Source organism: Fontimonas sp. SYSU GA230001 (assembly GCF_040066175.1).
Classification (GTDB): domain Bacteria; phylum Pseudomonadota; class Gammaproteobacteria; order Nevskiales; family Nevskiaceae; genus Solimonas.
Window position 1 is genome coordinate 26137 of record NZ_JBEAAM010000005.1, and the last position, 25851, is coordinate 51987.

Consider the following 25851-nt stretch of genomic DNA (forward strand, 5'->3'; position numbering starts at 1 on the left):
TGGTCATTGTCGCCCCGGCCGGTGCGGCACCCCATTCGACCATGGTCGAAACGGCCGGCGCATTCGACCAAGGGCGAATGGCGGGTCCGCTGTGGCGCTCGCACAGTGCCGTCACCCGCTGAACGCTCAGCACCCACGAGGAGACGGCATGGACAGGAACAACCGCAGGATAACCGCAACGCAACGGCCGCTGCTGCGCACGGCGCTGGCCCTCGGCGTCGCCGCGCTGACCGGCACCGCACAGGCCGGCGAGACCCGGGTCGGCGACACCGCGCTGAGCTGGGGCGGCTACGTCAAGCTCGATGTGCTCTACAGCAGCTTTTCCGAGGCGGAGGTCGCGCAGAGCACGTCACGCGACCTGTACGTGCCGGCGACGATTCCGGTCTCCAGCGGCGGCGGCGACCGCTACAGCGCGCTCGACTTCCACGCCAAGGAGACGCGCCTGTTCGTCAAGACCGAGACGCCGCTCGACAACGGCATGAAGCTCGGCTCGCACGTCGAGTTCGACTTCATCGTCAACCAGGGCGCCGGCACCGAAGTCGTCACCAATGCCTACAACCCCGGACTGCGCCGCGCCTTCCTGACCTACGGCAACTGGCTGGCCGGCCAGGAATGGAGCACGTTCCAGAACCTCGGCGCGATCCCGGAGACGCTGGACTTCGTCGCCTTCCCCACCGACGGCACGGTGTTCATCCGCCAACCGCAGCTGCGCTACACGCTCGGCGACTTCGCCTTCGCCGCGGAGAATCCCGAAACCACCGTCAATGCCGGCGGCAGCGTCAGCGCCAAGAACGACAGCCTGCTGCCCGACCTGGTCGGCCGCTGGGGCATGAAGCTCGGCGAGGACGGCAACTTCGCCGTCGCGGCCCTGCTGCGCCAGCTGCGCGCCGACGACACCGACAATCCGGCGACGCCGGCCAACGAGCGCCTGTCGGCCAACACGCTGGGTTTCGGCGTCAGCGCGTCCGGTAAGATCGTGCTGACGCCGAGCGACGACCTCCGCTTCATGCTCAGCGCCGGCGACGGCATCGGCCGCTACCTGGGGCTGGGCATCTCCGCGGACGCGGCCGTCGATGGCGGCGATCTCGAAGCGATCGGCGTGATGGCCGGCTATGTCGCCTATCGCCACGCCTGGACCTCGCAGCTGCGCTCGACGGCGACGCTGTCCAGCTTCCGCGCCGACAACGATGTCGCGTTGACCGGCGGCGGCGCGACCAAGAGTGTGGTCAGCGGCAGCGTGAACCTGCTCTATTCCCCGGCGAAGAAGCTCACCGTCGGGGCCGAGTACCGCCACGCGCAGCGCGAGGTCGAGTCCGGGGCCGACGGCAGCCTCGACCGCCTGCAGCTCTCGGCCAAGTACCTGTTCTGACACAGGCGTTGACGCGACGATGACGTTCGATCCGCGACACTGGGTGCATCCGCCGGTGCCGGACCACCGTATCGATGGTGGACGACCCGACCGAAGGTCGTCGCGTGCACCGCCCGGGCTGTAACGGGCTCCCCCGCTGCCGCACCCTCCCCCCAACGCGGCAGCACCTCGCGGGCCGGTTTCGTACCGGCCCGTTTTTTGTCGCGTGTTCGGGATCGCGGAATTCTCTCTCTCCCCCACAGTCGTGGGGGAGAGGGGATTTGAGCCGTGCTTTATTTCATCCGCCGCCGGCGGCTCAACGCCAGCCCTGCGAGCGGCAGCAGCAGGCCCAGGCCCAGCGCACCGCCGAAGCGGCCGGCGTCCTGCGTGCCGCCGCCAGTGCCGGGCGCGGTGACCGTGATGAACTGCTCGGGCGTGTTGCTGTTGACGCGGCCATCGACGTCCTTGACCTTGGCGCGCGCGGCATAGACGCCGGCTTCGCGGTAGGTGTGGCTGACCTGCGCGCTGGTCTGGCCGGCGCCGAAGGGCTGGTCTTCCAGCTTCTCGCCGTCGCCGAAATCGACCGACCAGCTCTGCAGCGCCTTGCCGTCGGCCGACTGGCCGCTGATGGTGAAGCGCACGGTCAGCGGCGCAGCGCCGCGCTGCGTCGAAGCCTGGATGTTCGCCAGCAGCGTGCCGACCGCGCCGCAGCCCGCGCTGCCGCGGATCACGTAGCTGCCCGGTCCGGCGGTATCACGGCTCGGAGCCGACGACGAACCGGCGCGCGCACGGGCGTCGAAACCGGAGATGATCGTGCCGGGCGCGAGATCGCCGAACAGCGACTTGGGCACCACCATGACCACCGTGCCGTCGGCCGCGTAGCTGCTGCGCTCGTCGAGGCTGCCCTCCGGCGTGAACGCGAGCAGGCCCTGCGGCAGCTCGGAGTAGGTGCCGTACTCGAAGGCGGTCGGGCCATCGGCGCTGTTGAGCGCGATGTAGCGCGCCCCGTTGAGCGGGAACAGCACCGTATAGAACGAACCCGGCGGCGGCGTGGTCGCGGTGAAGCCGGCGAGCTTCATCGTGATGACCAGATTGCCGTCGAAGGCCTGCGGCTCGGCGACCGCGAGATACTCGAAGTCGAAGTCGTCGCCCAGACCGTCGCCCAGCGCGTCGCTGGCGACGATCTCGCCGGGCAGCGAGCAGGTATCGACCACCGCCTCCTGGGTCAGCGGCAGTTCGATGACGTTGCTCTCCGGCGCGGTGCCGCGCGCGTTCTGCGCGACGACCTTGTAGTAATACTTCTCGACCGCCGGGTCGGCCGTACCATCGACGAAGTCGGTCTTGCCGTCGGTGTTGCCGACCAGCGTGAACGGACCGGAAGCCGCCGGCGCGCGGTACACGTCGTAGCGCGTGATGTCACTGCCGCCGCTGTCCGGCGCGTTCCAGGCGACACGCGTCTGCAGCTGGGTGCGCTTGCTGCGCGCGGCGACCGCGCAGGCAGCATCCGGCGCCATCGGGTTCGCGGCATTGAAGCGCATCTGCTCGTCGAAGGCCGCGTACAGGGTGCGGCCGCCGGTCTGGCGCACGATCGTGCCCTTGGCAGCGAAGCTGTTGGCGGCCGGATCGATCACGCAGGCGTCGATGCAGCCGTCGGCGTAGGCGAACAGCACGCGCCCCTCGTCGTCGATCTCGGCGTCGTTGAAGTCGAGCAGGTTGCGGTTGGTGCCGCTCGGGCCGACGCCGCCGTAGCCCTGCACCGGGTCATTGGGCGCGACGTTGACCAGATGCCAGGTCGCGCCGCCGTCGTAGGTCGTGGCGATGTACGGGTACCACACGCCCTTGAAGTCCAGCGATTCCGACGGCCCCTTCGTGGACGTGCCGAGGAAGGCGCAGGCGGCGCGGTCCGGATCGCCGGCGACCATCGCCTGGAAGCGCGTCGCCACGAGGCCCGCGGCGGCGCCGACATCCGTGTCGTTGATCCAGGTCTGGCCCTTGTCGTGCGAGACGGCGACATGGGTCGTGCCGTCGGCGTTCTCGTAGCACATGTACACCGTGCCGTCAGTGGCGATGCCGATCGACGGATCGGAGCCGGCGCCGCCGGCGCTCTGCGGAATCGGGCGCACCTCGTAGGTCATGCCGGCGTCCTCGCTGACGAAGGCGACGACGTGTTCGGACGACCCGTCGAGGCCGTTGCCGAGCACGCACTGCGAGCTGTCCGGGATGTACAACGTGCCGTCCGGTGCGACCTTGGGATGGCCGTGCAGCGCGCCGGCCGCGCAGTCGAGGTTCTTGAACGGCATGCCCGGACCGAAGGTCTGGCCGCCGTCGTCGCTGCGCGAGCAGAACGCCGCGCCGACCGACTGCGAGCAGTAGTACACCGCGTTCGGATACAGCAGCCCGGCCGTCGGGAAGCCGGCCGGATACGGACCGGCGACCACGCCCTGGTGGTCGGCGCCGCCGTTGGGAATGCCGATCTGGCCGGGCGTCCAGGTCTCGCCGTCGTCGTCGCTGTACTCGAACAGGCTGTTGGCGCCCGACAGCTGCGAGTTGAAGGTGCGGCCGGTGGCCTGGTCCGTCGTCAGGATCGGATCGAGCGTGTTGAGCTGCGTGATCGTGCCGGACTTATCCTCCCACAGCGCGTCGCAGGCGACCGGCAGGGCCGGCGTGCGGTCTTCCGGCATGGTCACGCGCAGCGCGTTGACGTAGTCGATGAACATCACGCGCTGCGTGAACGGGTTGAAGCCCAGCGTCGGCTCGCCGGAGTCGTTGCCCAGTTCCGGCGGCGACACCAGCACCTGGTAGCGCGGCGGCAGGCCGGAGGCCGGCGGCGGTGTCGGGGTCGGCGTCGAGCCGCCGCCGGATGACGGCGTGACCAGCTGGACCGTCGTCGTCGCGGTGCTACCGGTGACCAGGTAGGGCACCAGGCGGATCGTGTAGGTGTGCGTGCCGTCGGCGGCGGGAATCACCATCACCTCGGGGTTGGCGCTCGACGCCGAGTGGCCGACCTCGACCCCGTCGGCATACATGTAGGCGTCGATGTCGTCCGCCGGCATGTCCCAGGCCACCGTGACCTTGACCTCGGCGTTCGGGTGCGCCGCCACGAAGCCGGCCGGCAGCGTCACGGTGAGACTGTAGTCGTCGCAGGGCTGCACCGGGGCGGCGCAGGCCGGCTCGCCTGTCGCCGTGCCGGACGGGTTGGAAACGATGAACGGACCGGAGGTATAGCTGAGCTCGGGACTGTCCGGCGTCAGCGTGCCGCTGGCCGGATCGGCCGCATGCACGCCACCACAGAACAGCACGCCCAGAGCCGCAGCCCGCACCCAACGCTGATTCGACAACATGATCTCACCCGGAATGGCGGCACCGTCCGACCGGCGCCTGTAATGGATTACACGTGGTCAGCCTTATCTCACAACGCCGCCGCCGGCTCAATCCGGGGAAACCCTACGGGCCGCCGCCCTTGTGAGCACGGCGCCGGCCATCGACAATGCACGGGCATCGATGCATCCGCGACACAAGAGATGGCCAAGCTGCTGATCCAGCTCAACGGGGAGGTGCGCGAATGGGCGCTGGGCTCGTTCGCGCTGACGATCGGCCGGCGCCCGGACAACAGTCTGGTGCTGGACGAGCGCTTCGTCTCGGGCCGCCACGCCGTGGTCGGCCACGAGCAGGGCCGCTACTACGTCGAGGACCTGAAGAGCAGCAACGGCACCCTGCTCAACGGCCAGCCGGTGCAGCGCGCGGCGCTCCAGCACGGCGACTGCATCCGCATCGGCACGCTGGAACTGCACTTCATCGACGAGCCGGTCCGGCTGATACCGGCGCCGGCGCCCCCGCCACCGCCCGCCGCCGAACCACGCGCCGAAGGCGAGCCCGCTGCGGTGGCCGACACGGCGATGCTCGACGAGCTGATGGGCTCGATCCGCTCGCACCGCGACCGCGAGCAGCGCGAGCGCGAGGAACTCGCGCAGCGCATCCGCCAGGAATGGGACAAGTGGCTGCTGCTGGCCGAGCAGATCAAGGCCAAGGTCGGCGCCGACCCGCGCGTCAAGTATTTCGGCATCGACCGACGCGCCAACGACGTCATCATCCGCCTCCAGCGTCACGCCGGCGGCCCCCAGCAGATGATCACCGTGGCGCTCGAACACCCGGACTACCGCGGCCAGCCCTCCAAGGGGATCTGGCTGATCCGCACCGGCGAGCGCGACCGTTGCGTGGACAGCGCGCAAACCATCGCCACGGAACTGATCCGCGATCTCGCGTTCGCGCTGGCCTAGGATCCCGACGGATCCGGCGCAGGCCGGTGCGAACGTCTGGCCCGCAACGCGGAACCCGGGCTTGACCGACCTCGCGCTAGTTCGAACGTCGGGCCATGAACGCCACGCGCTCGAACAAATGCACGTCGGCCTCGTTCTTGAGCAAGGCACCGTAGAGCGGCGGCAGGGTCTTCTTCGAGCTGGCCTCGCGCAGCACGGCCGGCTCGATGTCCTCGGCCAGCAGCAGCTTGAGCCAGTCCAGGAGTTCCGATGTCGAAGGCTTCTTCTTCAAGCCCGGCAGCTCGCGCAGGCCGAAGAACACCTCCATCGCGTCCTTGACCAGGTTCTTCTTCAGGTCCGGGAAGTGGACATCGACGATCTTCTGCATCGTGTCCTTGTCGGGGAAGCGGATGTAGTGGAAGAAGCAGCGGCGCAGGAACGCGTCCGGCAGCTCCTTCTCGTTGTTCGAGGTGATGACGATGATCGGCCGATGCCGCGCGCGCACCGTCTCGCGCGTCTCGTAGACGTAGAACTCCATCTGGTCGAGTTCGCGCAACAGGTCGTTGGGAAACTCGATGTCAGCCTTGTCGATCTCGTCGATCAGCAGCACCGGCTGCACGTCGGATTCGAAGGCTTCCCAGAGCTTGCCGCGCACGATGTAGTTGCGGATGTCCTTGACCGCCTCGTTGCCGAGCTGCGAGTCGCGCAGGCGCGACACCGCATCGTACTCGTAGAGGCCGTGCTGCGCCTTGGTCGTGGACTTGATCGCCCAGTCGTAGAACGGGCGGTTCAGTGCGCGCGCCACCTCACGCGCCAGCTGGGTCTTGCCGGTGCCGGGCTCGCCCTTGACCAGCAGCGGACGCTGCAGGGTCACCGCGGCGTTGACCGCCATCATCAGATCGTCGGTGGCGACGTAGTTTTCGGTGCCCTGGAAGCGCAAGCGGATTCTCCGTGTTCGACCCCGCGGTGGAGGCCCCTTCGACAGCGCGAGAGCATAGCACCGCTCAGCGATGCCCCTGGAAACGCTGCAGCGCCTGCGCCTCGCGGGACAGCTGCTGGAAGAATCCGGACAGCGTCTGGCCGGGTGACTTGAGCGCGTTGAGCTCCGAGACCGTCCACGCCAGTGCCGCGACGAGCGCCACCGGCAGGAAGAACACCGCGAGCACGAGGAAGGTCACGAGCAGTGCGGTGCGCTGCTGCCGGTACTGTGGCGACGCGAGGCTGCGCCAGCGAACCAGCACGCGGTCCAGCGCGGGCGTGGCCGTACCTGCGGCGTGCAGACGATCGAGCAGGTCCGCCAGCCGCTGCGCGCCGGCGGCCGGCGGCGCGGCGCCGTGCATCGGGCGCAGCGCGCCTGCGTGGCGAACGCCCGGCGGACGTGCTGCGGCGTCGGTCGGCGACTGCGGCGGCTCGTGCCTCTGCTTCTGCTGCTGCGCCGCCAGCCACGCTGCGTAGGCGTTGGGCGCCGCCGCCGCCTGCGCACCGCGGCGCACGCGCCTGCGCCACAGCAGCCAGGCAATGCCGGCCAGCGGAGGGGCGAGCAGCACCAGCAGGCACAGCTCGGTGAAGCGCGTCAGCGGCCACAGCAGGACGGCCAGGCCCATCGGCAGCACGCAGACCGGCACCGCGACGACACCGGTCAGACGCCACGCGGCCTTGACGATGAACAGCCAGGCGACGAACGCGACCGCCAGCGCGATCAGTTCCTCGGGCGCCTGCAGCATCCGCGTCAGCGCGTCCGGCAGCACCGTGGGCAAGGCCGCGGCCTGCGCCTGCGCGCGGGACAAGACCCAGGCCAGGGCCGCCGCAGGATCCTCGGTGAACGCCCCGGCGATGCGCTGCAGATCCTGCCGCAGCGCCAGGTCGGCCCCGGCGAGCAGCGGAAACGGTGCATCGTCGCGCGCAGCGGAATCGGCCGGCGGTTCCGCTGGCGGCGGCTGCCCCGGTTCGGACGCCGGCTCGGCGCCGGCGGCGGACTCGGCGGCGGTGTCGTTCGCAGCCTGGATCAGTCGGTATGCGCCGAGCATCAGCGCCTGATCGAACTTGCCGAGCGCGGACAGCGGAATCACCGCCTCGTCCAGCACCGCCCGCGCCTGCGCGTCGGTGATCCGCGTGCGCAGCCCCTCACCGACCCGGACCACGACCTGGCCCTGCGCGGTCCACAGCAGCAGCGCGCCGCGGCGCGACGGATCGCCGGTCTGCCAGGCACGCAGTGCCCGGCCGGCGTACGCCTCGGCGGTCTCGTCCTCGGTGCGATCGACGGTCAGCACCGCGATGCGCACGCCGCTGCCGGCGGCGTAGTCGGACAGCACGCCGCCCAGGCGCTGTGCCGTTTCCTCGTCGAAGACACCGGCCAGGTCACTGACGTGCGCCAGCGCTTCCGGCAGAGGGGTGAGCGCGGCCGCACCGTGGAGCATCCCGCCCAGCACCATGCCGACCCACCAACGCGCGATGCGCATGTCCACCCCCTGCGGCCCGCGCCGATCATGCGCCGCGCCCCCGCAGCGGACAAGCGCCTACAGCACGACCGGCCGATCGGGCAGTTCGTTTGCGCGCGAGCGCGGACCCGGCGGATGGCGCGCGAGCACATCGGCGACGGCCTCGATGCCGGCGATCGCGCCTTCGCGGAAGCGGCCTGCGCGGAAATGGTCTTCCATGATCCGGCAGCAGCGCTCCCACTCATCCGTGGCGACCACGCCGCCGGCGACGCCACGGTCGGCGACGATCTCGACGTCGCGGTCGGCGAGCAGCACGTAGATGAGCACGCCGTTGTTGTGCTCGGTGTCCCAGACGCGCAGCTGCGCGAACACGTCGATTGCGCGCTCGCGCGGTGCCTGGCCGCGCCACAGGTTGCCCAGCGGCAGCGCTGCCTCGACGGCGAAGCGGATCTCGCCGGCGTGGCGTGTCTCGCAGTCGCGCACGGCGCGCTCGATCGCCGCCAGCGTGTCGGCGCCGAAACGTCGCCGCAGCGCGAAGCCGCCGCTGCACAGGTGCCGGAGTATCCGCGACATGGCCTTCATCGCCCGCTCACCAGCGCCCCGACGCGCCGCCGCCGCCGAAGCCGCCGCCACCGCCGCGGAAACCACCGCCCCCACCACCGAACCCACCGCCACCGGAGCGGATGCCGCCGACGCCACCGCCGCGTCCCGAGGTCAGCGTCATGAAGAAGCCGGCGACGGCCAGGAACAGCGGCAGCTTGTAGTCGCCCATGTACGCCCAGCCGCCGAGGAACACGATCACCGCGACGAGCAGCGCCGCCGGGAACAGCCCGAGCACGCCGCGCAGCAGCAGGCCGATGGAGCCGACCACCACCAGTCCGGCGACGAGATTGCCCTCGCGGTCCAGCTCGGCCTGATGGTCGGCCGCCGGCTCCGGTAACGGTTCGCCGTTGATCACGGCGATGATCTGGCCGACGCCCGCCGCGATCCCGCCGTAGAAGTCGCCGTCGCGGAAAGAGGGCGTGATGGTCTCGGCGATGATGCGCTTGGCGATGGCGTCCGGCAGCGCGCCTTCGAGGCCATAGCCGACCTCGATGCGCAGCGCGCGATCGTCCTTGGCCACGAGCAGCAGCACACCGTCGTCGATGCCCTTGCGGCCGAGCTTCCACGCCTCGGCCACGCGCAGCGCGTACTGCTCGACGGTCTCCGGCTGCGTCGTCGGCACGATCAGCACGGCGAGCTGGCTGCCCTTGGCCTGTTCGAACATGATCAGGCGCTGCGTCAGCTCCCGCTGCTGCGCCGCCGTGAGCGTGCCGGTGAGATCGGTGACGCGCGCGACCGGCGGGATCGCGACTTCCGCCCAGACGGCGGCGGCGAGCGCGAGGAAGCCGGCCAGCAGCGCGGCGGCGCGCATCGTCAGCCGCCGAAGTCCACCTTCGGCGGCTGCGCGATCGTCTTTTCGTCCTCGACGGTGAAACTCGGCTTGACCTGCATGCCGAACATCATCGCCGTGAGATTGCTCGGAAACGAGCGCACCGTCGTGTTGTAGGCCTGCACCGCCTGGATGTAGCGGTTGCGCGCGACGGTGATGCGGTTCTCGGTGCCTTCGAGCTGCGCCTGCAGGTCGCGGAACAGGGCGTCGGACTTGAGCTGCGGGTAGTTCTCGGCGACGACCAGCAGGCGCGACAGCGCGCCGGACAGTTCGCCCTGCGCCGCGCCGAAGCGCTGCAGCGCGGCGGCATCGTTGACCATGTCCGGCGAGACGTTGATCTGGCCGACGCGCGCGCGCGCGTTGGTGACCTCGGTGAGCACCCGTTCCTCCTGCGCCGCGTAGCCCTTCACGGTGTTCACCAGGTTGGGCACGAGGTCGGCGCGGCGCTGGTACTGGTTCAGCACCTCGGCCCAGGCCGCCTTGATCTGCTCGTCCTGGCTCTGCAGGGTGTTGTAGCCGCAGCCGGACAGCAGTGCGGACGCGAAGACGAGGAACAGCGCGGCGAAGCGTTTCATCGACCCGGACTCCTCAGGCGAAAGGGCCGCGCCACTATGGCGGCGCGGCCCCGTTTCTTTCAAGCCCGGGCGCGATCAGCGCTGCGCGCGCGCCTGCAGCGCGGCCACCGCGGGCAGGGTCTTGCCTTCGAGAAACTCCAGGAACGCGCCGCCGCCGGTGGAGATGTAACCGATGCGGTCGGCGACGCCGAACTTGTCGATCGCCGCGAGCGTGTCGCCGCCACCGGCGAGCGAGAACGCCTGCGACTCGGCGATCGCCCTGGCCAGCGCCTTGGTGCCGGCGGCGAAGGCGTCGTACTCGAACACGCCGACGGGCCCGTTCCATACGATCGTGCCGGCGCTCTTCAGCTGCTCGGCGAGCTTTGCGCGCGCCTTCGGGCCGATGTCGAGAATCATCTCGTCGTCGTGGATGTCGCCGACCGCACGCACCTCGGCGCGCGCCTCGGCGGAGATCTCGGTGGCGACGACCACGTCCTCGGGCAGCGGGATGTCGCCGCCGCGCGCCTGGATCTTGGCGCGGATCGCCTTGGCGGTGTCGATCATCTCCATCTCGCACAGCGACTTGCCGACCTTGTGCCCGGCCGCGGCGAGGAAGGTGTTGGCGATGCCGCCGCCGATGATCAGCTGGTCGGCCTTGTCGGCGAGATTGTTGAGCAGGTCGAGCTTGGTCGAGACCTTGCTGCCGCCGACGATGACCGCCAGGGGGCGCTTCGGATTCGCCAGCGCCTTGCCCAGCGCATCGAGCTCGGCCGCCAGCAACGGGCCGGCGCAGGCGATCGGTGCAAACCGGGCGACGCCATGCGTCGAGGCCTCGGCGCGATGTGCAGTGCCGAAGGCGTCCATCACATAGACGTCGCACAGCGCCGCCATCTTCTTCGCCAGCGCCTCGTCGTCGTCCTTCTCGCCCTTGAGGAAGCGCGTGTTCTCGCCCAGCGCGATCTGGCCCGGCTCCAGCGCGACACCGTCGATCCAGTTGCTGACCAGCGGCACCGTGCGCTCCAGCGCATTCGACAGCCAGCCGGCGACCGGCGTCAGCGAGGCGTCGGGATCGAGCTTCCCGGCCTTGGGGCGGCCCAGGTGCGAGACGACCAGCACCGACGCGCCTTTCTCCAGCGCGAGCTTGAGCGTCGGCAGCGACGCGCGCAGGCGCGCGTCGGAAGTGATCTTGCCGTTGTGGATCGGCACGTTGAGGTCCTGGCGGATCAGCAGGCGCTTGCCGGCCAGGTCGAGATCGGACATGCGGAGGACGGTCATCTGCAAACTCCTTGAGCTTCGTCATTCCTGCGAAAGCGGGAATCCAGATTTGTGCCCGGAAACAGTACTCCCCGCTTGCGCGGGGAGCTTGGATCCCCGCCTACGCGGGGATGACGCCGCAAAGCGGCGTCACTTGCCCGCCACCACGCGGACCATTTCGAGGCACTTGTTGGAGTAGCCCCACTCGTTGTCGTACCAGGCCACCAGCTTGACGAAGGTCGGGTCGAGCTGGATGCCGGCCTCGGCATCGAAGATCGAGGTGCGCGCATCGCCGCGGAAGTCGGTGGCGACGACCTTGTCCTCGGTGTAGCCGAGAATCCCCTTGAGCGCGCCCTGGCTCTGCGCCTTCATCTCGGCGCAGATCTCGGCGTAGGTCGCCGGCTTCTCCAGCTCCGCGGTCAGATCGACCACCGAGACGTCCGAGGTCGGCACGCGGAAGGACATGCCGGTCAGCTTCTTGTTCAGCGCCGGAATGACGACACCGACGGCCTTGGCCGCGCCGGTGGACGACGGGATGATGTTCTCCAGGATGCCGCGCCCGCCGCGCCAGTCCTTGTTCGATGGGCCATCGACGGTCTTCTGCGTCGCGGTGGCGGCATGCACCGTGGTCATCAGGCCGCGCTTGATGCCCCACTTGTCGTGCAGCACCTTGGCCAGCGGCGCCAGGCAGTTGGTGGTGCACGAGGCATTCGAGACGATGGCCTGGCCGGCGTAGGTCTGGTGGTTCACGCCGAAGACGAACATCGGCGTGTCGTCCTTCGACGGCGCCGACATGATCACCTTCTTCGCACCGGCGGCGAGATGCTTCTCGGCGGAAGCCTTGTCGAGGAACAGGCCGGTGGACTCGAGCACGATGTCCGCGCCGACTTCGTTCCACTTGAGGTTGGCCGGGTCGCGCTCCTGGGTCAGGCGGATCTTCCGGCCGTTGACGAGCAGCGTGTGGCCCTCGACGGCGACGTCGCCCTTGAAGCGGCCGTGCACGGAATCGTAGCGCAGCATGTAGGCGAGGTAGTCCGGCTCGAGCAGATCGTTGATGCCGACGATCTCGATGTCGCCGAAATTCTGCACTGCCGCGCGCAGCACGTTGCGGCCGATGCGGCCGAAGCCATTGATGCCTACCTTGACTGCCATTTCACTGTCCTCTCGATGCATGGAATGTCGGGCGTCCTCACCTCGTCATGCCCGCGCAAGCGGGCATCCAGTGACGCCACACCCGAACGGCGCTGCGCGCCGCCTGGATTCCCGCATGCGCGGGAACGACGACGCAACATTTTACGCCAACAGCCGTTCGGCCCTGGCGACGACGTTGTCCACGGTGAATCCGAACAGCTTGAACACCGCGGCGGCCGGCGCCGACTCGCCGAAGCGATCGACACCGATGACGTCGCCATCGAAGCCGACGAAGGCGCGCCAGTACAGCGACACGCCGGCCTCGATCGCCAGGCGCCGGCGCAGCGCCGGCGGCAGCACCGCATCGCGGTAACCGGCGTCCTGCGCCATGAAGCGCTCCGCACAAGGCATCGACACGACCCGCGCGCGCCGGCCCTTCTCGGCCAGCTTCCTCGCGGCTTCGACGGCGAGCTGCACCTCGGACCCGGTCGCGATGATCAACAGCTCGGGCTCACCCGCCGGCTCCCACAGCACATAGCCGCCGCGACGGGCGTCGGACAGGTGCGCGTCCGGATGCACCTGCGGGCTGAGGTTCTGGCGCGACAGTGCCAGCGCCGACGGTCCGTCGTGGCGCTCGATCGCACAGGTCCAGGCCACCGCCGTCTCGAAGGCATCGGCCGGACGCCAGACCTGCAGCCCCGGAATCAGGCGCAGCGAGGCGACGTGCTCGACCGCCTGGTGGGTCGGCCCGTCCTCGCCCAGCCCGATCGAATCGTGCGTGAGCACGAAGATGCTGCGCTGCTTCATCAGCGCCGCCATGCGCAGCGCGTTGCGCGCGTAGTCGGAGAACACGAGGAACGTGCCGCCGAACGGAATCAGGCCGCCATGCAGCGCGATGCCGTTCATGATCGCCGACATGCCGAACTCGCGCACGCCGTAGTTGACGTAATTGCCGGCGAAGCGGCCCGCACGCAGCGGCTTGTGCCCCTTGAAGTCGGTGCAGTTGGATTCGGACAGGTCGGCCGAACCGCCGAACAGCTCGGGCAGCTTCACTGCGACGATGTCGAGCACGTTCTTCGATGCCTTGCGCGTCGCCACCGGCTTGTCGGCCGCGCGCGTCTCGGCCAGCAGCGCCTCGACCACCGATTTCCAGTCGGCCGGCAGCTCGCCACGCAGGCGGCGCTGCAGCTCGGCCGCTTCCCGCGGGAAAGCAGCCGCGTAGGCATCGAACAGGTCCTGCCAGCGCTGCTCGCGCGCCTGACCGGCCGCGCGCGCATCCCAGCCCGCGCGCACCTCGGCCGGAATCTCGAAATGCGTGTGCGACCAGCCGAGCTGATCGCGCGCGAGCAGGATCTCGGCCTCGCCCAGCGGCGCGCCGTGGCACTTCTCCTTGCCCTGCAGCGTCGGCGCGCCGAACCCGATGATGGTCTTGCAGCAGATCAGTGTCGGCTTGTCGGCCGACGCGCGCGCGGTCTCGATCGCCTTGCGGATCTCGTTGGCATTGTGGCCATCGACGTTGCGCACGACCTGCCAGCCATAGGCTTCGAAGCGCGCCGGCGTGTCGTCGCGGAACCAGCCTTCCACTTCACCGTCGATCGAGATGCTGTTGTCGTCGTAGAAGACGATCAGCTTGTTCAGGCCGAGCGTGCCGGCCAGTGAACAGGCCTCGTGCGAAATGCCTTCCATCAGGCAACCGTCGCCGACGAACACGTAGGTGTGGTGATCGACGACGGGGAAACCGTCGCGGTTGAACTGGGTCGCCAGCACGCGCTCGGCGATCGCCATGCCGACCGCGTTCGCCAGCCCCTGCCCGAGCGGCCCGGTCGTCGTCTCGACACCCGGCGTGATGCCGTGTTCGGGATGGCCCGGCGTCTTCGAGTGCAGCTGACGGAAGTTCTTTAGCTCCTCGATCGGCAGGTCATAACCGGTCAGGTGCAGCAGCGCGTACAGCAGCATCGACCCGTGACCGTTGGAGACCACGAAACGGTCGCGGTTCGGCCACTGCGGATTGCCCGGGTTGTGCGACAGGAAGTCGTTCCAGAGCACCTCGGCGATGTCGGCCATGCCCATCGGCATGCCCGGGTGGCCCGAATTGGCCTTCTGGACCGCATCCATCGCAAGCGCGCGAATGGCATTGGCCAGCTCGAAACGCGTCGGCATCACGCTCACCGGCAGACAAAGGGGCGCGTATTGTCCGGGTTTGGCGCAGGCCGGGCAACCGCTTCCGCCGATACCCCTATCGGTATATCGTGATGGACTCGCCTTCAGCGCCGCGCCGGGGGCTTGATCCAGACGATCGAGAGTTCCGGCGCCGCCGGATGCGGCCCATATTCGAGACGCAGCAGTTGCCGGGTCTGCGGGTGCAACCACAGGCTGCGCCGCTGCGTGTGGCGGTAAGGGAGCACCCGATAGGTCTCGTCGATGCGAATCGCGGCGCCGCCGTAGGCGGGCGTGACGAGGGCCTCGATCCGGCAGCGCAGGTCGATGCGCTGCTCGGCGAGATAATCGACCGCGCCGCGCAGACGTGTATAGAACAGGGACGGCGGCTCGGTGTGGCTGACGCCGTCGCCGCAGTCCTGAGTCGGCTCGACGCCACCGACGTCGGCGGGATACGTTTCCAGCACATCCACCGGCAGGCCACGACTGTAGGTCACGCGATCGCCGTCGAGCTGCAACACCAGCCCATCGCGCCCGTACCAGGTCTGCGCGCCGCCGGCGTCGATGCTGCCGAGGATCAGCAGACCCTCGAAACGATCGCCGGAACGGACATAGGCGGAAGCAAAAGGCAGATCGGCCAGACCGGTGATGGCCCGTGTCATCGGCGTGCCAGCCTGCTCACCGCCGGCGCGCTCCTCGACCAGCGTGTTCACGGTGTTGCAAGCCGCCAGCAAGCCGGCCACCGCGATGCAAGCGATGCCTGCGATGCCGCCGGTCCGCGGGCGTCGCTCAATCTTCATAGACCTGCCCTGCGGTGTAGCGCCCGACCACACCCCACAGATCGCGGCCGTCGCGCACCTTCTGACCACCGTCGCGCGTGAGGAATCGGTAATTGAAGTTGACCTCGCCGCGATTGGCCGACGGGTAGAACAACGTCAGCGGGATGCTCAGGTAGATGCCCTTGTCGAAGGAGCCTTCGCCGAACTCCGCGGCCGACACGTTGGTCTTGGTCGCGAACGCGCCGAACACGACGCCGTTGCGGAACTGGCGCGAGAGATCCAGCGTGACGCCGACGTCGCGGGCCAGGTAACGCCCGGCACTGGCCTTGACCACCAGCCCCTCGAAAGGCGTGTCGTAGTACACGGTGAAATGTCCGGTGGCGACCTGGTAGTCGAGGAAGGTGAACAGCTGGTCGTAGCCACGCTTCTTGACGTAGTTGACGTCCAGACCGTAGGCGAGCCGTGAGGTCAGCGGCCGGTACAGCACTTCGGCGGCGACCCCGCCGTACATCTCCTCGAAGATACCGGCCGACAGCCGACCGAACCAGTCGCGCCCGAGCGGGAACAGCTGATTGACCTCCAGCCGGTCCAGCCACCACTGGTCGTGCGTGGACTGGTAGCTCTCCAGATCACTGCGCACGTGCGGCAATTCACTGGAGTTGCGCTGCTTGAGCTTGTCGAGGTCGCTGTACAGGCTCAGCGCGCCGACCGCCGACACACTCAGCCCCGGCGTCAGCTGCAGGGTCATGAAGGGCTTCACCAGCAGCTGGCCGACGAAGAAGCCCTCGAGCCCGCCGATGTTGGCGCGGATCGCCGGACTATAGCCGTACAGCCAGGTGGGATATTCCAGCAGGTTCGGGTAATCCGCGGTCGCACGCGGCACCGAGGCCTGCGACCGCAGCTCGGTGGTCACGCGCAGCTCGTCCGTCGTCGCCAGTCCGCGCGCTTCCGCGTCCAGATCCTCGCGCCGCGCCGTGAGGCTGAGCGCGTCCATGCCGCCGGAGACTTCCACGACCTCCAGCCTCTCGACGTCGTCGGGCAGATGCACGAGGCTCGCGCGTCCCGCGGTGCGCAGGACGTCGAGGCTGCGGTCGGAAACACCGTTGCTCTGCCACAGCGTCAGCGTGCCGGTCTCCTCGTCGAGGTTCGCGGCGTGGGCGACGATGCGCCTCGCGGCCAGATCGTCGATCCATTGCTGCATGCCTTCGGGCGTGTCCACGGTCGCCGTGTTCCACCGGTACTCCGGCGGGCGCAGGTGAAAGGCCGCGGGCAACTCCTGCTGCTTGATCCTGGATCGCGCGCTGCCCGCCTGGATCGCGGTACCGATCTGGCCGACCAGGGTATCGCCGCGGATCAGACCCAGCCCGGCGTACCAGCCGCCACCGAGGTGGTAGCGCAGGCCGGCGTTGATCCGCGAGCGCACGTCTAACCGCTTGGTCGAGGGATCGGCCGAGTAGTCGTTACCGTCCAGTTCGACCTGCACCGACCACGGCCGCTCGCGCGGGGTCCACTCGACACCACCGATCAGGCTGGCCCGCGCGCCGGAGAACCACTTGTCCCAGTCCGGAACGCCGCCGCGCGCGCGCGCCGGCGCGAGCAGCTCGCGCTCGTTCGAGCGCAGCGACAGCGCGGCGAACGGATTGCGCACGTCACCATAGGTGCCGAAGCGGCCGAAGCCCAGACCCGCGGTGAACGACCAGTCGTACCAGCGCCGCGTCACGACGATGTACTCCGAGGCGAACAGGCCGGTGCCGCCAAAGTCGTTGAGTCCGACGACCAAGGACGGCCACGCATCCGACTCCTCGATCAGACGCACCGCAACGTCGAAGGACTTGTCCTTGAACGTCTGCCCGGTGTCGCGGCTGTCGTCGTAGTAGCGGTTGGTGATCTCGATGTAGCGCGCGCCGGCATGCAGCCAGGACGCCGGCTGCGCCGACAGGTACAGCGTGTTGTAGGGCGGTGCCAGCGACAGGCCCACGCCGAGCGTCCCGCTCGGCGGCATCGCCGCCGTCGGACTGGTCAGCAGCGCCGGATAGCCGGACGGGCCATAGCGCACGTCTGCTGCTTGCGCACCTGTCGTCGCCGCGGCAAGCAACACGACGACCATCGCGCGCCGCAGGACGGGCATCGACCGCAGTCGTTCACTCACTGGGCAGGCAATCGACCGCGGGAGCGATCAGCGATCCCGGTGGCACCATCGTCGGCTCATAGCGCCACGGCTTCAGGCTCAGTTCGACCTCGCGCCCGTTCGGGAAAAGCAGGACCTGGCGGCCGGGATGCGCAGCCGCTTCCGGATCTGCGCGGCGCAGGTACGCCTCGGCACGCAGCGCGGCTTCATGCTGCAACCTGACGATGCGCGCACCCGGCGTGAGCACGTAAACGGCCGCAGCGCGCGCCGGCACCACGACGACATCCCCCTGTTGCAGCGACAGCGGCGGCGGCGGCTCGTCGCCGAGCACTGCGGCCTGCTGGCCGACCCTGTGCAGCCGGCCGGAGCGGAGCGCCTCGACCAGATCGCGGCGGCCACCGAGCGCCGCATCGTCGCCGAGCAGCAGACTCGCCTGCAGATCCGCCGCTGACACGCACGCCGCCACGCCGGCGCCCGCATCCGCACCGGCGCGCAGCACGATCGTGCCGAATCGATACGCGTCGGGCAGCAATCCACCGGCGGCCTGCACGACGGCGTCCACCGTCGCCGCGAGCGGGGAGAGCGTCACGCGGCCCGGTTGCCCGACCGCGCCGAGCACTTCCACCGCGATCGTCACGGCTTCGCCCGGCTCGCTCAGGCGCAGCGTTCCAGACCGGATCGGTGCGGCATCTCCGGCCATGGCTGCGGCATGGACGCTCGACGCGCCGAGCAGACAGGCCAGCACGACCCATCGTGCGGCCACCGCCGGGATCGGGAAGGGCGTGCTTGACCTCATCGACGCGTGATTCTCCAGGGCCCGCGCATCCGGCGCCGAGTTGCGACGGATCGTGCCCAAAAAGAAAGGCTAGCTTGAGCTAGCCTTTCCAGGCGCAACCGGGACCGCGCTTACGGCGTCGTCGTGGTGGTGGTGGTGGTCGTCGTGCCACCGCCACCGTTGCCACCGGTCGGCGCCGGGGTCGGGGAAGGCGTCGGCGTCGGCACCGGCGGCAGCGTCGGCGACGGGGTCGGCGTCGCGGTCGGCGTCGCGGTCGGCGTCGCGCGCGGACCGTCGCTGTCGTCGAGGAAATCGACCACGACGAAGGTCAAGCCCAGCACGCCGGCGACCAGCGCGGTGATCTGCAGCGGCGTCAGCTTGCCGACGACCGGCACACCGACGGCACCCGCACCGCGTTCGGTGATCACGTAGGTTCCGGGAACCTTGGCCGGGCTCAGGTAGCCTGCCTTGACCGCCTCGGGCAACGTCATTCCCAGCTTGTTCGCGAAAGCAACCGCCTCGGCCTGAGACAGCACGCCAGCCTCGGTGGACTGCGCCGCAACCGCCGGCGCGCTCGTCACTGCGGTAATGATCGGGCCGCCGGCGAGGCAAACCGCCAAAGACATCACGATAGCTTTGTTCACTGAAAACCCCGTAAAAGTCCCGTTAAAGTTCGCGGGCAAGCAAGCACACGCATCGCCCGAACACTATTTGTGTACCCCAATTTGAGTACATAGCATACCACGTCAACTCTGCACGTCCACACGAACCGCACGACCCGTTCACTGCGCCACCGTCCTGCTGTCCAGCGGTTTTGCCTTGACCACGTCCTGCGGCGCGCCGGCTCCACCCGCAAACATGTTCAGCAGATCCACCGCCACGGCCCCGACGATCGAGCCCCTGCGCACCGTCGGCGCACTCACCGCGTCCAGGATCGCATCGGCGGCGGCCGCGTATTCTGCCGGCGTCGCCGGCCTATAGTCAGCAATGGCCGTGCCAGCAACAATGACCTGCGTCACATCGAGCGTATCCACTGTCCGGTCCGCAGCGCCGACCTTCTGCATCGAGGCGGCGACCACGATACCGAGCGCGCACACCGACACGCTCACTTGCCGGAACCCACACATCGAAATCAGGGGAGCATTTCTCACGAGCCGACCGTTCGCATCCTTCTGCACGGGCAGGTGTCAGACAATCCCTTGTTAGAATTCTTGGGCACGCCGCTCCATCATGGCGTTCCGTCCACACACCACGCAGTGCTGTCACCTGCGTGATTCCGAGGCATCGTGCCACCGCCCATGACCGGCAGTCAATTGTCCATCGTGCTTCTCGTCAGCGCCGCATGCACGGCGGCGCTGATCCTGGGCAGGCGCTGGCACATCCGCCTCACGGGTGATGCGCCCGACGAGTCCCATCACAAGGTCCACACCGCGACGGTGCCCCGGGTCGGCGGTATCGCCGTCTATTCAGCGGGCCTGACCGGGCTGGCGCTGCTGTCGCCGACGCTGCCCGACCTCACCGCCAAGATCCTGTGGATGCTGTGGGGCTGCCTGACCATCGTCTTCGTCGCCGGGCTGATGGAGGATCTGACACGCGCCGTGCCCGCTGCGCTGCGCTACGCCGTCGCGATCGGCGCCGCCCTGCTGTTCAGCGTGGCCCATGACGGGTATGGCATCTCGTCGATCGGCATCTCGCCGTTCGACCATGCTTTCAACCTGACGCCGATCCGCATCGGTCTGTTCGCGTTCGCCGTCGCCAGCGTCTCCCACGGATTCAATCTGATCGACGGCCAGAACGGCCTGTGCTCGGGCACCAGCATCCTGATCTTCACCGCACTGGGCACGACCGCCGCGCACACCGGACAGGCCCCGCTCGCCAGCCTGAGCTACGGCATGGCTGCCGCAAACCTCGGTTTTTTCGCGTTCAACTTCCCGTTCGGCCGGATCTTCCTCGGTGACGGCGGCGCCTACTTCAACGGCGCCGTCGCCGGGGCCATCGCCGTGATGGTCGTGCAAGGGTCGAGCACGGTATCGCCGTGGTTCGCGGTCCTGGTCCTGATCTATCCGATCTGGGAAACGATCTTCTCGATGGCCCGGCGCTGGCACGCATCGCGGCCGTTCTACCTGCCCGATCGCGACCACCTGCATCACCGGCTGCGGCACCGGATTTCCGGTGTGCGCGCCGCCGGCCGCGACTACTCGTCGCTGCCGATCCTGGCCTGCGTGGCCGTCGCCGCCGTCATTGCGTCATCGGTTGGCGACCGCACCGAACTGCTGCTGGCCGGCATCACGGTGTTCGTGGCGATTTACCTGTGGGCCTACCAGAATCTGGCGCCGAGACACGCTCCGGCCACCACGCACTGAAGCAACGCCGATGGATCTTCGCCGGACAAGCTCGACGGCAACTGATCACGTCGTGGGCGTGATCGTCACCTATGACCCACCCGCCGGCCTGACCGAGCGGGTGCGCGCCGTCCTGCGTGAAACCGCGCGTGTGGTGATCGTCGACAACGGTTCGCGCACCGAACCGGCGCTCGATACGCTCGACGGCACCGAGCGCACGCGCGTGCATCTGCTGAAACTCGGCCGCAATCTGGGACTCGCCGCGGCGCTGAATCGCGGCATCGAGGCCGCGGCCGCTCTGGGCGCGACCACGTCGCTGCTTCTCGACCACGACAGCACCCCGACGCCCGGCATGGTCGGCGCGCTGCTCGCCGCACGCAGCAGTCACGCCGATCCGCAGTCGATCGCGGCAGTGGTCCCGACGATCGCCTACGCCCATCCCGACATCCGCTGTCGCTGGCCCCAGTCGGACGCCGGGCAGTGGCTGCGTTTCCGCTTCGCCGTCGCCGCGCAACTCGACCGCCCGACGCCGGTCGATCTCGCCATCGGCTCCGGCATGCTGATCTCCATCGACGTCTGGCGCGAACTCGGCGGTTTCGACGAGGGGCTGTTCATCGACCTGGTGGACACCGACTTCTGCCTGCGCGCGCGCAGCCAGGGCTTCGAGATCCTGGCCACACCCGATGCGGTCCTCGACCACCGGCTCGGCGAAGTACGCAAGAACCGGCTGCTGGGACTGATCCCGGTGTTCCCCACCCACCACAGCGCGCTGCGCCACTACTACATCAGCCGCAACCGCATCCTGCTGGCGAAGCGGCATGCCCGCCGTTTCCCGAACTGGCTGATCTACGAGCTGCTCGGCGCAGCCAAGCTGATCGTCAAGGTCGCCGTGTTCGAGCAGGGCCGCTGGCGCAAGCTGCTGAGCATGTGCAAGGGCACCTGGGACGGCTTGCGCAGCCAGCCTTCACCGCAATGGCAGTCCGGCCGATGAACGGCACTCCGGTACGCTGGACCATCTCGGTCGTCAGTCACGGGCATGGCGAGCGCGTCGCAGCCGGCCTGGCGGACATCCACGGCCAGCTCGAAGGCGTCGAACACCGCTTCGTACTCACCCTCAATGCGCGTGAAGACCCCGGCTTCGTGGACCGGCTGCCACCCGCCATCCGTGCGCGGCTACATCTGATCCGCAACGCGCGGCCGCGCGGATTCGCCGCCAACCACAACGCCGCACTGCGCGGCTGCCGCTCCCGGTACGTGCTGGTCGCGGATCCCGACCTGCGGCTGTCCGACACCGTGTTCCCGGACCTCGAACGCGCGCTCGGCAACCCGGCGTGCGGCATCGTCGCGCCGCTGGCGCAGACCTCGCTCGGAGACGACGAGGACAATGGCCGGGATCTGCCGACACTGCCAGCACTGCTGCGCCGCAGGCTGTTCGGCCGCGACCGCGACATTCCCCGCGATCCGCCGCCGCAGCGCGAAGTCGTCTGGCTCGCCGGCCTGTTCCTGGCGCTGCGCGCCGAAACCTTCCAGCGCCTCGGCGGCTTCGACGAGCGTTACCACATGTACTGCGAAGATGTCGATCTGTGCCTGCGCGCACGCGCGCTGGGCCTGACGGTGGACCAGCTGTGCAGCCTGCGCATCGTCCACGACGCGAGGCGCGGCTCGTTGCGGAGTCCGCGCCACTTCCTCTGGCACTCGCAGAGCCTGCTGCGGCTGTGGCGTTCCCCGGCTTACCGGGCCGCGCGCGGAACGCGCGGCGCGCTGCGATGATCCACGGTCTTCAGAGCCGCAGGACCACGCCGGCGGACAGCGCCAGCTGATAGATGACCTGCACCAGTTCCTTGGAGAACTGGAAATTCTTGGAATCCACCTTGGGCAGCACCATGATCTCGTCGCCGGGCTGTACGCTGGACGCGAGCAGCCAGCCGTCGCGCGCCTCGACCATCTCGCCGCTGGGGCGCACGAGAAAGATCCGGTCCTTGCTGCCGTTCTGCGTCAAGCCACCGGCCTGCTCGATGTAGTAACTGACCGGCTTGCCCTCGCGGTACACGAAGGCATTGGGGAAGAACACCTCGCCCTGCACGGCAACGGTATTGGTCTTGCGCGGGATGCGGATCACGTCGCGGTCCTGCAGATCGACCGACGCCGGATCGAAGCCCTTGTGCAGCACCAGCCGTCCCTGCGGCACGATCTGGCGTGCACGGTCGATGAACTTGAGCACGATCTCCGCCTCGCGCGCACGCAGCTCGGCCTCCTCGCGCGTGCCGGAACGGGCCGTCAGCACCGACTGTTCCAGCCGGCGCAGCATCTCGTCGAGTGCCTGCTTCTGCCGTTCGGCAATGCTCTGGCGATAGATCTGCACACTGCCGAGGTCCGATCGCGGCGTCGGCGTGATGCGCTTGAGCAGATCGGCCAGCGTGGATTCGTAAGGGAACACATACTGGCCGACCCCCTGGAACTCGCCCTCGACGCTGGTGATGATGCTGCCGACCTGGCGGTCCGCGTACACGCTCACCTCGTCACCCGAAACGATCGCGACCGCGCGCAGATCGGCGGTCAGCGGCAGATACTCGACTTGCCGTTCCGGCGTCTGGTTGCGGACCACCTGCACATGGGTCGCGGTGCCATCCACCCCGGCCAGCGCCAGCAGGTCGCCGAGTGCAATACGCCCGTCGAACTCGAACTGCGCCGGATGATTGACCGCGCCGGCGACGCGGGCCGTGGCCTTGCGCGGACCGACGACGATGGTGTCGCCGTCGCGGAACTGGATCAGCGGCAGTTCGCCGCGCACCAGGAAGTCGTACAGGTTGACCCGCGTCACTTCCTGCCCACTGCGCCGCACGGTGATGTCGAGGAAGCTGCCGGTGTCGGTGTTGATGCCGCCGGCGCGGTCGAGGAAATGCAGCAGAGAGTCCGACGCCCAGGCGCCGTACAGGCCCGGCGCATTGACGTTGCCGGTGACAAACACCTTGACCGGCTCGGCATTCGCCAGCGAGGCATACACCCCGACGTTGTCGCGAAAGACCTTCTTGACCGCCTCGGTGACGACGGCATTGAGGCTGCCGTTGCGCGTATTGCTGACGTGGATCGGACCGACCTTGGGCACGAAGATGTTGCCCTGCGAATCCACCTCCAGGCGCAGCACCAGATCGTAGGCACCCCACAGCTTGAGATCGATCACGTCGCCGGCGCTGACCAGATAGTCCGGATTGAAGCCGCGGAACGACTGCTGCGCGAAGCGCCCCTTGAACAGCGATGCGCCGAAGACGGATTCATCGACCGTGCGGTCCGGCGCCGCCGGCTCGGTCGTGCGCGGCGTGGGTGCCGGAGCCGGCGAAGCAGGACTGAGCGAGGTGCTCATGCCCGACAGCGGCCGGTCGGGCGTCTGCTGGAACAGGAAGGCCGGCTCCTGCGCCAACGCGACGGTCGAAACCAGCGCGCCCAGCAGCCAGCCATGCAAGCGCTTGAAGCTCATTCCCGGTGATCCTCGATCGTCGCGATGATCAGGCTCATCACGAAGTAGGCCAGATTCAGAAACACGAATATCGTCAGCGTCCAGTACAGAACCCGGGGCAGCTCGGCCGCATCGGGCAGGCTGGGCTTGTCCACCAGCACCAGATACTTGACCTTGCGGACGGTGTCCAGACGCGTGGTCTCCAGCGTCGCCAGCGCCGTCTTGTACACCTCGGTCGCCAGACGCAGGCCGACGTCCGCGTCCTGGTAGGCCATCATCAGGTCATTGAGGCCGCCCCCCTTGCTGCCGACCATGCGCCGGCGCTCCTGCTCGACCTGCGATTCCAGCGCCGCGATCCGCTGCTTGGCCGCCACCACGTCCGGCGCCGTCTCATTCAGGTAACCGGTCAGAGCCTTGAGCTGCGTCCGCTGCTTGGCCAGCTCGGCTTCCAGCTCCGCCAGGATCTGCCCGACCGCCTCGGTTTCCTTCTCCGGGCTGAACACCGCATTGCGGCGTTGCAGGTCGATCATCTCGCGCGACGCCTGCTTGAGACGCTCGTTGGCCTGATCGACCTGCTCCTGCACGAAGGAAAGCTGCTGCCGCGCCGCCTGGCGACTCACCTCGTTGACGAACTCCTCGCTGCGCTCGACGAGCTTCTGCGCGACCTTCTGCGCGTACTCGGGATCGAAGGCCACGAACTCGACGTTGAGGATCAGCGAATCGTCGTCGATCGTGATCGTCAGCTTCTTGCGGTAGTACTCCAGGAACTCCTTCTGGTCGGCATCCGCCGCGAGCCGGCCGACGAAATCGACCTTCGGCGCGCTGTAGTGCTCACGCAGGCCCAGTTCCGCGTCGAGGTATTCGAGCATCGTGCGCGAACGCATGAAATCCTGCACCAGCAGCGCGTCCTGCCGGCTCTTGCCGCCGCCAACGTTGAGCAGCCCGAGCGCCAGTTCCGCGCCGGCCGCAGCAGTCGATGGACTGGACTCCTTCTCCACCATCACCTGCGCACGGCTGACATAGCCGTCCGCCGCGAACACCAGCAGGTACAGCCAGGCCAGCAGGCTGGGCACCAACACGAGCAACGCGTAACGGCCGGATCGGGACTCCGGCAACCGCAACGGCAGGTTCATGCTGCTTGCTGATCCTTTCGGTAGTCGGCGACTGCCTTGCCGATGTCGTCGTAGAACACCGGGCCATCCTTCTTCATGTAGATCCCCACCTGGCAGTCGCGCTTGAGCTGGTCGAGATTGTGACTGACCATGACGACGCTCGCACGCCCCTTCTTCTCGTTGAAGGCCGCCTGCGCCTTCTCGCGGAATTTCTGGTCGCCGACCGCGGTCAGCTCGTCGATCAGGTAGTAGTCGTACTCGAAGGCCATGCTGATGGCGAAGGCCACGCGCGCGCGCATGCCCGAGGAATAGGTCTCCATCGGACGGTCGAAGAACTCGCCGAGTTCCGCGAACTGCTCGATGAAGGCGACACGCTCGTCGATGGTCTGCACGTCGTCGCCGTTGACGCGGCAGACGAAGCGCGCGTTGTCGCGGCCCGACAGCCGCACCGCGAAGCCGCCGCTCAGGCCCAGCGGCGGCGAGATCGCCCCGTCGGCGGTGATCCGCCCCTGTTCGGGCAGCTCCATGCCGCCGATCAGGCGCAGCAGCGTGGACTTGCCGGCGCCGTTGCGGCCGACGATGCCGATGTGCGTGCGCGACGGCAGCGTGAGGCTCAGGTCGCGAAACACGTAGTAACGCGCGAATCCCTGCAAGGGGTAGGACTTCGTCACCTGCTCGATGCGGATCATGT

The 25851-nt window shown here is 68.4% G+C and carries 22 protein-coding genes; 5 read left to right on the forward strand and 17 right to left on the reverse strand.

The window, feature by feature from the left end:
* Positions 1-148: 148 nt before the first annotated feature.
* Positions 149-1369, forward strand: coding sequence for a DcaP family trimeric outer membrane transporter (locus AAG565_RS03150; protein ID WP_348818097.1), 1221 nt, complete (start codon positions 149-151; stop codon positions 1367-1369).
* A 272-nt stretch (positions 1370-1641) separates the two neighbouring features.
* Here the strand turns inward: AAG565_RS03150 and AAG565_RS03155 are convergent, their stop codons facing one another.
* The gene (locus AAG565_RS03155) at positions 1642-4689 is read right to left on the reverse strand and encodes a PKD domain-containing protein (protein ID WP_348818098.1); all 3048 of its coding nucleotides are present in this window, start codon (positions 4687-4689) and stop codon (positions 1642-1644) included.
* A 180-nt stretch (positions 4690-4869) separates the two neighbouring features.
* Between AAG565_RS03155 and AAG565_RS03160 the strand changes: the two genes are divergently transcribed.
* Positions 4870-5625, forward strand: a complete 756-nt coding sequence (locus AAG565_RS03160) for an FHA domain-containing protein (protein ID WP_348818099.1) — start codon at positions 4870-4872, stop codon at positions 5623-5625.
* A gap of 76 nt (positions 5626-5701) precedes the next feature.
* On the opposite strand, the gene AAG565_RS03165 is transcribed toward AAG565_RS03160, so the two are convergent.
* The 13 genes from AAG565_RS03165 to AAG565_RS03225 form a co-directional block, all read right to left on the reverse strand.
* Positions 5702-6544 carry a MoxR family ATPase gene (locus AAG565_RS03165; protein WP_348818100.1) on the reverse strand — a complete coding sequence of 281 codons (843 nt, stop codon included), beginning with the start codon at positions 6542-6544 and terminating at the stop codon, positions 5702-5704.
* Between the two features lie 64 nt (positions 6545-6608).
* A complete protein-coding gene (locus AAG565_RS03170) occupies positions 6609-8063 on the reverse strand; it encodes a TPM domain-containing protein (protein ID WP_348818101.1) in 1455 nt (484 codons plus the stop codon).
* 57 nt (positions 8064-8120) lie between these two features.
* Positions 8121-8624, reverse strand: a complete 504-nt coding sequence (locus AAG565_RS03175) for a TPM domain-containing protein (protein ID WP_348818102.1) — start codon at positions 8622-8624, stop codon at positions 8121-8123.
* 7 nt (positions 8625-8631) lie between these two features.
* Positions 8632-9456 carry a YgcG family protein gene (locus AAG565_RS03180; RefSeq protein WP_348818103.1) on the reverse strand — a complete coding sequence of 275 codons (825 nt, stop codon included), beginning with the start codon at positions 9454-9456 and terminating at the stop codon, positions 8632-8634.
* 2 nt (positions 9457-9458) lie between these two features.
* The gene (locus AAG565_RS03185) at positions 9459-10049 is read right to left on the reverse strand and encodes a LemA family protein (protein WP_348818104.1); all 591 of its coding nucleotides are present in this window, start codon (positions 10047-10049) and stop codon (positions 9459-9461) included.
* A 75-nt stretch (positions 10050-10124) separates the two neighbouring features.
* On the reverse strand, positions 10125-11303 hold the full coding sequence (locus AAG565_RS03190; protein WP_348818105.1) for a phosphoglycerate kinase: 1179 nt from the start codon (positions 11301-11303) through the stop codon (positions 10125-10127).
* Positions 11304-11432: 129 nt separating this feature from the next.
* Positions 11433-12434, reverse strand: coding sequence for a type I glyceraldehyde-3-phosphate dehydrogenase (gap, locus tag AAG565_RS03195; RefSeq protein WP_348818106.1), 1002 nt, complete (start codon positions 12432-12434; stop codon positions 11433-11435).
* Between the two features lie 141 nt (positions 12435-12575).
* Positions 12576-14573, reverse strand: a complete 1998-nt coding sequence (tkt, locus tag AAG565_RS03200) for a transketolase (protein WP_348818107.1) — start codon at positions 14571-14573, stop codon at positions 12576-12578.
* A 104-nt stretch (positions 14574-14677) separates the two neighbouring features.
* Entirely contained in the window at positions 14678-15370 is a 693-nt protein-coding gene (locus AAG565_RS03205) for a hypothetical protein (protein ID WP_348818108.1), read from the reverse strand.
* On the reverse strand, positions 15360-17477 hold the full coding sequence (locus AAG565_RS03210; RefSeq protein ID WP_348818109.1) for a YjbH domain-containing protein: 2118 nt from the start codon (positions 17475-17477) through the stop codon (positions 15360-15362). Before AAG565_RS03210 ends, AAG565_RS03205 begins: the two co-directional genes overlap by 11 nt.
* Positions 17478-17490: 13 nt before the next feature.
* Positions 17491-18273, reverse strand: coding sequence for a hypothetical protein (locus tag AAG565_RS03215; protein WP_348818110.1), 783 nt, complete (start codon positions 18271-18273; stop codon positions 17491-17493).
* A 110-nt stretch (positions 18274-18383) separates the two neighbouring features.
* Positions 18384-18833, reverse strand: a complete 450-nt coding sequence (locus AAG565_RS03220; RefSeq protein ID WP_348818111.1) for a hypothetical protein — start codon at positions 18831-18833, stop codon at positions 18384-18386.
* Between the two features lie 201 nt (positions 18834-19034).
* The gene (locus tag AAG565_RS03225) at positions 19035-19430 is read right to left on the reverse strand and encodes a hypothetical protein (RefSeq protein ID WP_348818112.1); all 396 of its coding nucleotides are present in this window, start codon (positions 19428-19430) and stop codon (positions 19035-19037) included.
* A gap of 144 nt (positions 19431-19574) precedes the next feature.
* Here AAG565_RS03225 and AAG565_RS03230 point away from each other — a divergent pair, with 144 nt between their 5' ends.
* From AAG565_RS03230 to AAG565_RS03240, 3 genes are read left to right on the forward strand one after another with little or no spacing between them, the layout of a single operon-like run.
* Positions 19575-20615 (forward strand): MraY family glycosyltransferase, encoded by a 1041-nt coding sequence (locus tag AAG565_RS03230; RefSeq protein ID WP_348818139.1) that lies wholly within the window; start codon positions 19575-19577, stop codon positions 20613-20615.
* A gap of 52 nt (positions 20616-20667) precedes the next feature.
* Positions 20668-21585 carry a glycosyltransferase family 2 protein gene (locus tag AAG565_RS03235; RefSeq protein WP_348818113.1) on the forward strand — a complete coding sequence of 306 codons (918 nt, stop codon included), beginning with the start codon at positions 20668-20670 and terminating at the stop codon, positions 21583-21585.
* Positions 21582-22364, forward strand: coding sequence for a glycosyltransferase (locus AAG565_RS03240; protein ID WP_348818114.1), 783 nt, complete (start codon positions 21582-21584; stop codon positions 22362-22364). The genes AAG565_RS03235 and AAG565_RS03240 overlap by 4 nt, the downstream gene beginning before the upstream one ends.
* A gap of 10 nt (positions 22365-22374) precedes the next feature.
* Here AAG565_RS03240 and AAG565_RS03245 read toward each other — a convergent pair whose 3' ends face one another.
* From AAG565_RS03245 to AAG565_RS03255, 3 genes are read right to left on the reverse strand one after another with little or no spacing between them, the layout of a single operon-like run.
* On the reverse strand, positions 22375-24069 hold the full coding sequence (locus AAG565_RS03245) for an SLBB domain-containing protein (RefSeq protein ID WP_348818115.1): 1695 nt from the start codon (positions 24067-24069) through the stop codon (positions 22375-22377).
* Positions 24066-25181 carry a sugar transporter gene (locus tag AAG565_RS03250; protein ID WP_348818116.1) on the reverse strand — a complete coding sequence of 372 codons (1116 nt, stop codon included), beginning with the start codon at positions 25179-25181 and terminating at the stop codon, positions 24066-24068. The genes AAG565_RS03245 and AAG565_RS03250 overlap by 4 nt, the downstream gene beginning before the upstream one ends.
* Positions 25178-25849 (reverse strand): ABC transporter ATP-binding protein, encoded by a 672-nt coding sequence (locus AAG565_RS03255; RefSeq protein WP_348818117.1) that lies wholly within the window; start codon positions 25847-25849, stop codon positions 25178-25180. Before AAG565_RS03255 ends, AAG565_RS03250 begins: the two co-directional genes overlap by 4 nt.
* Positions 25850-25851 lie beyond the last annotated feature (2 nt).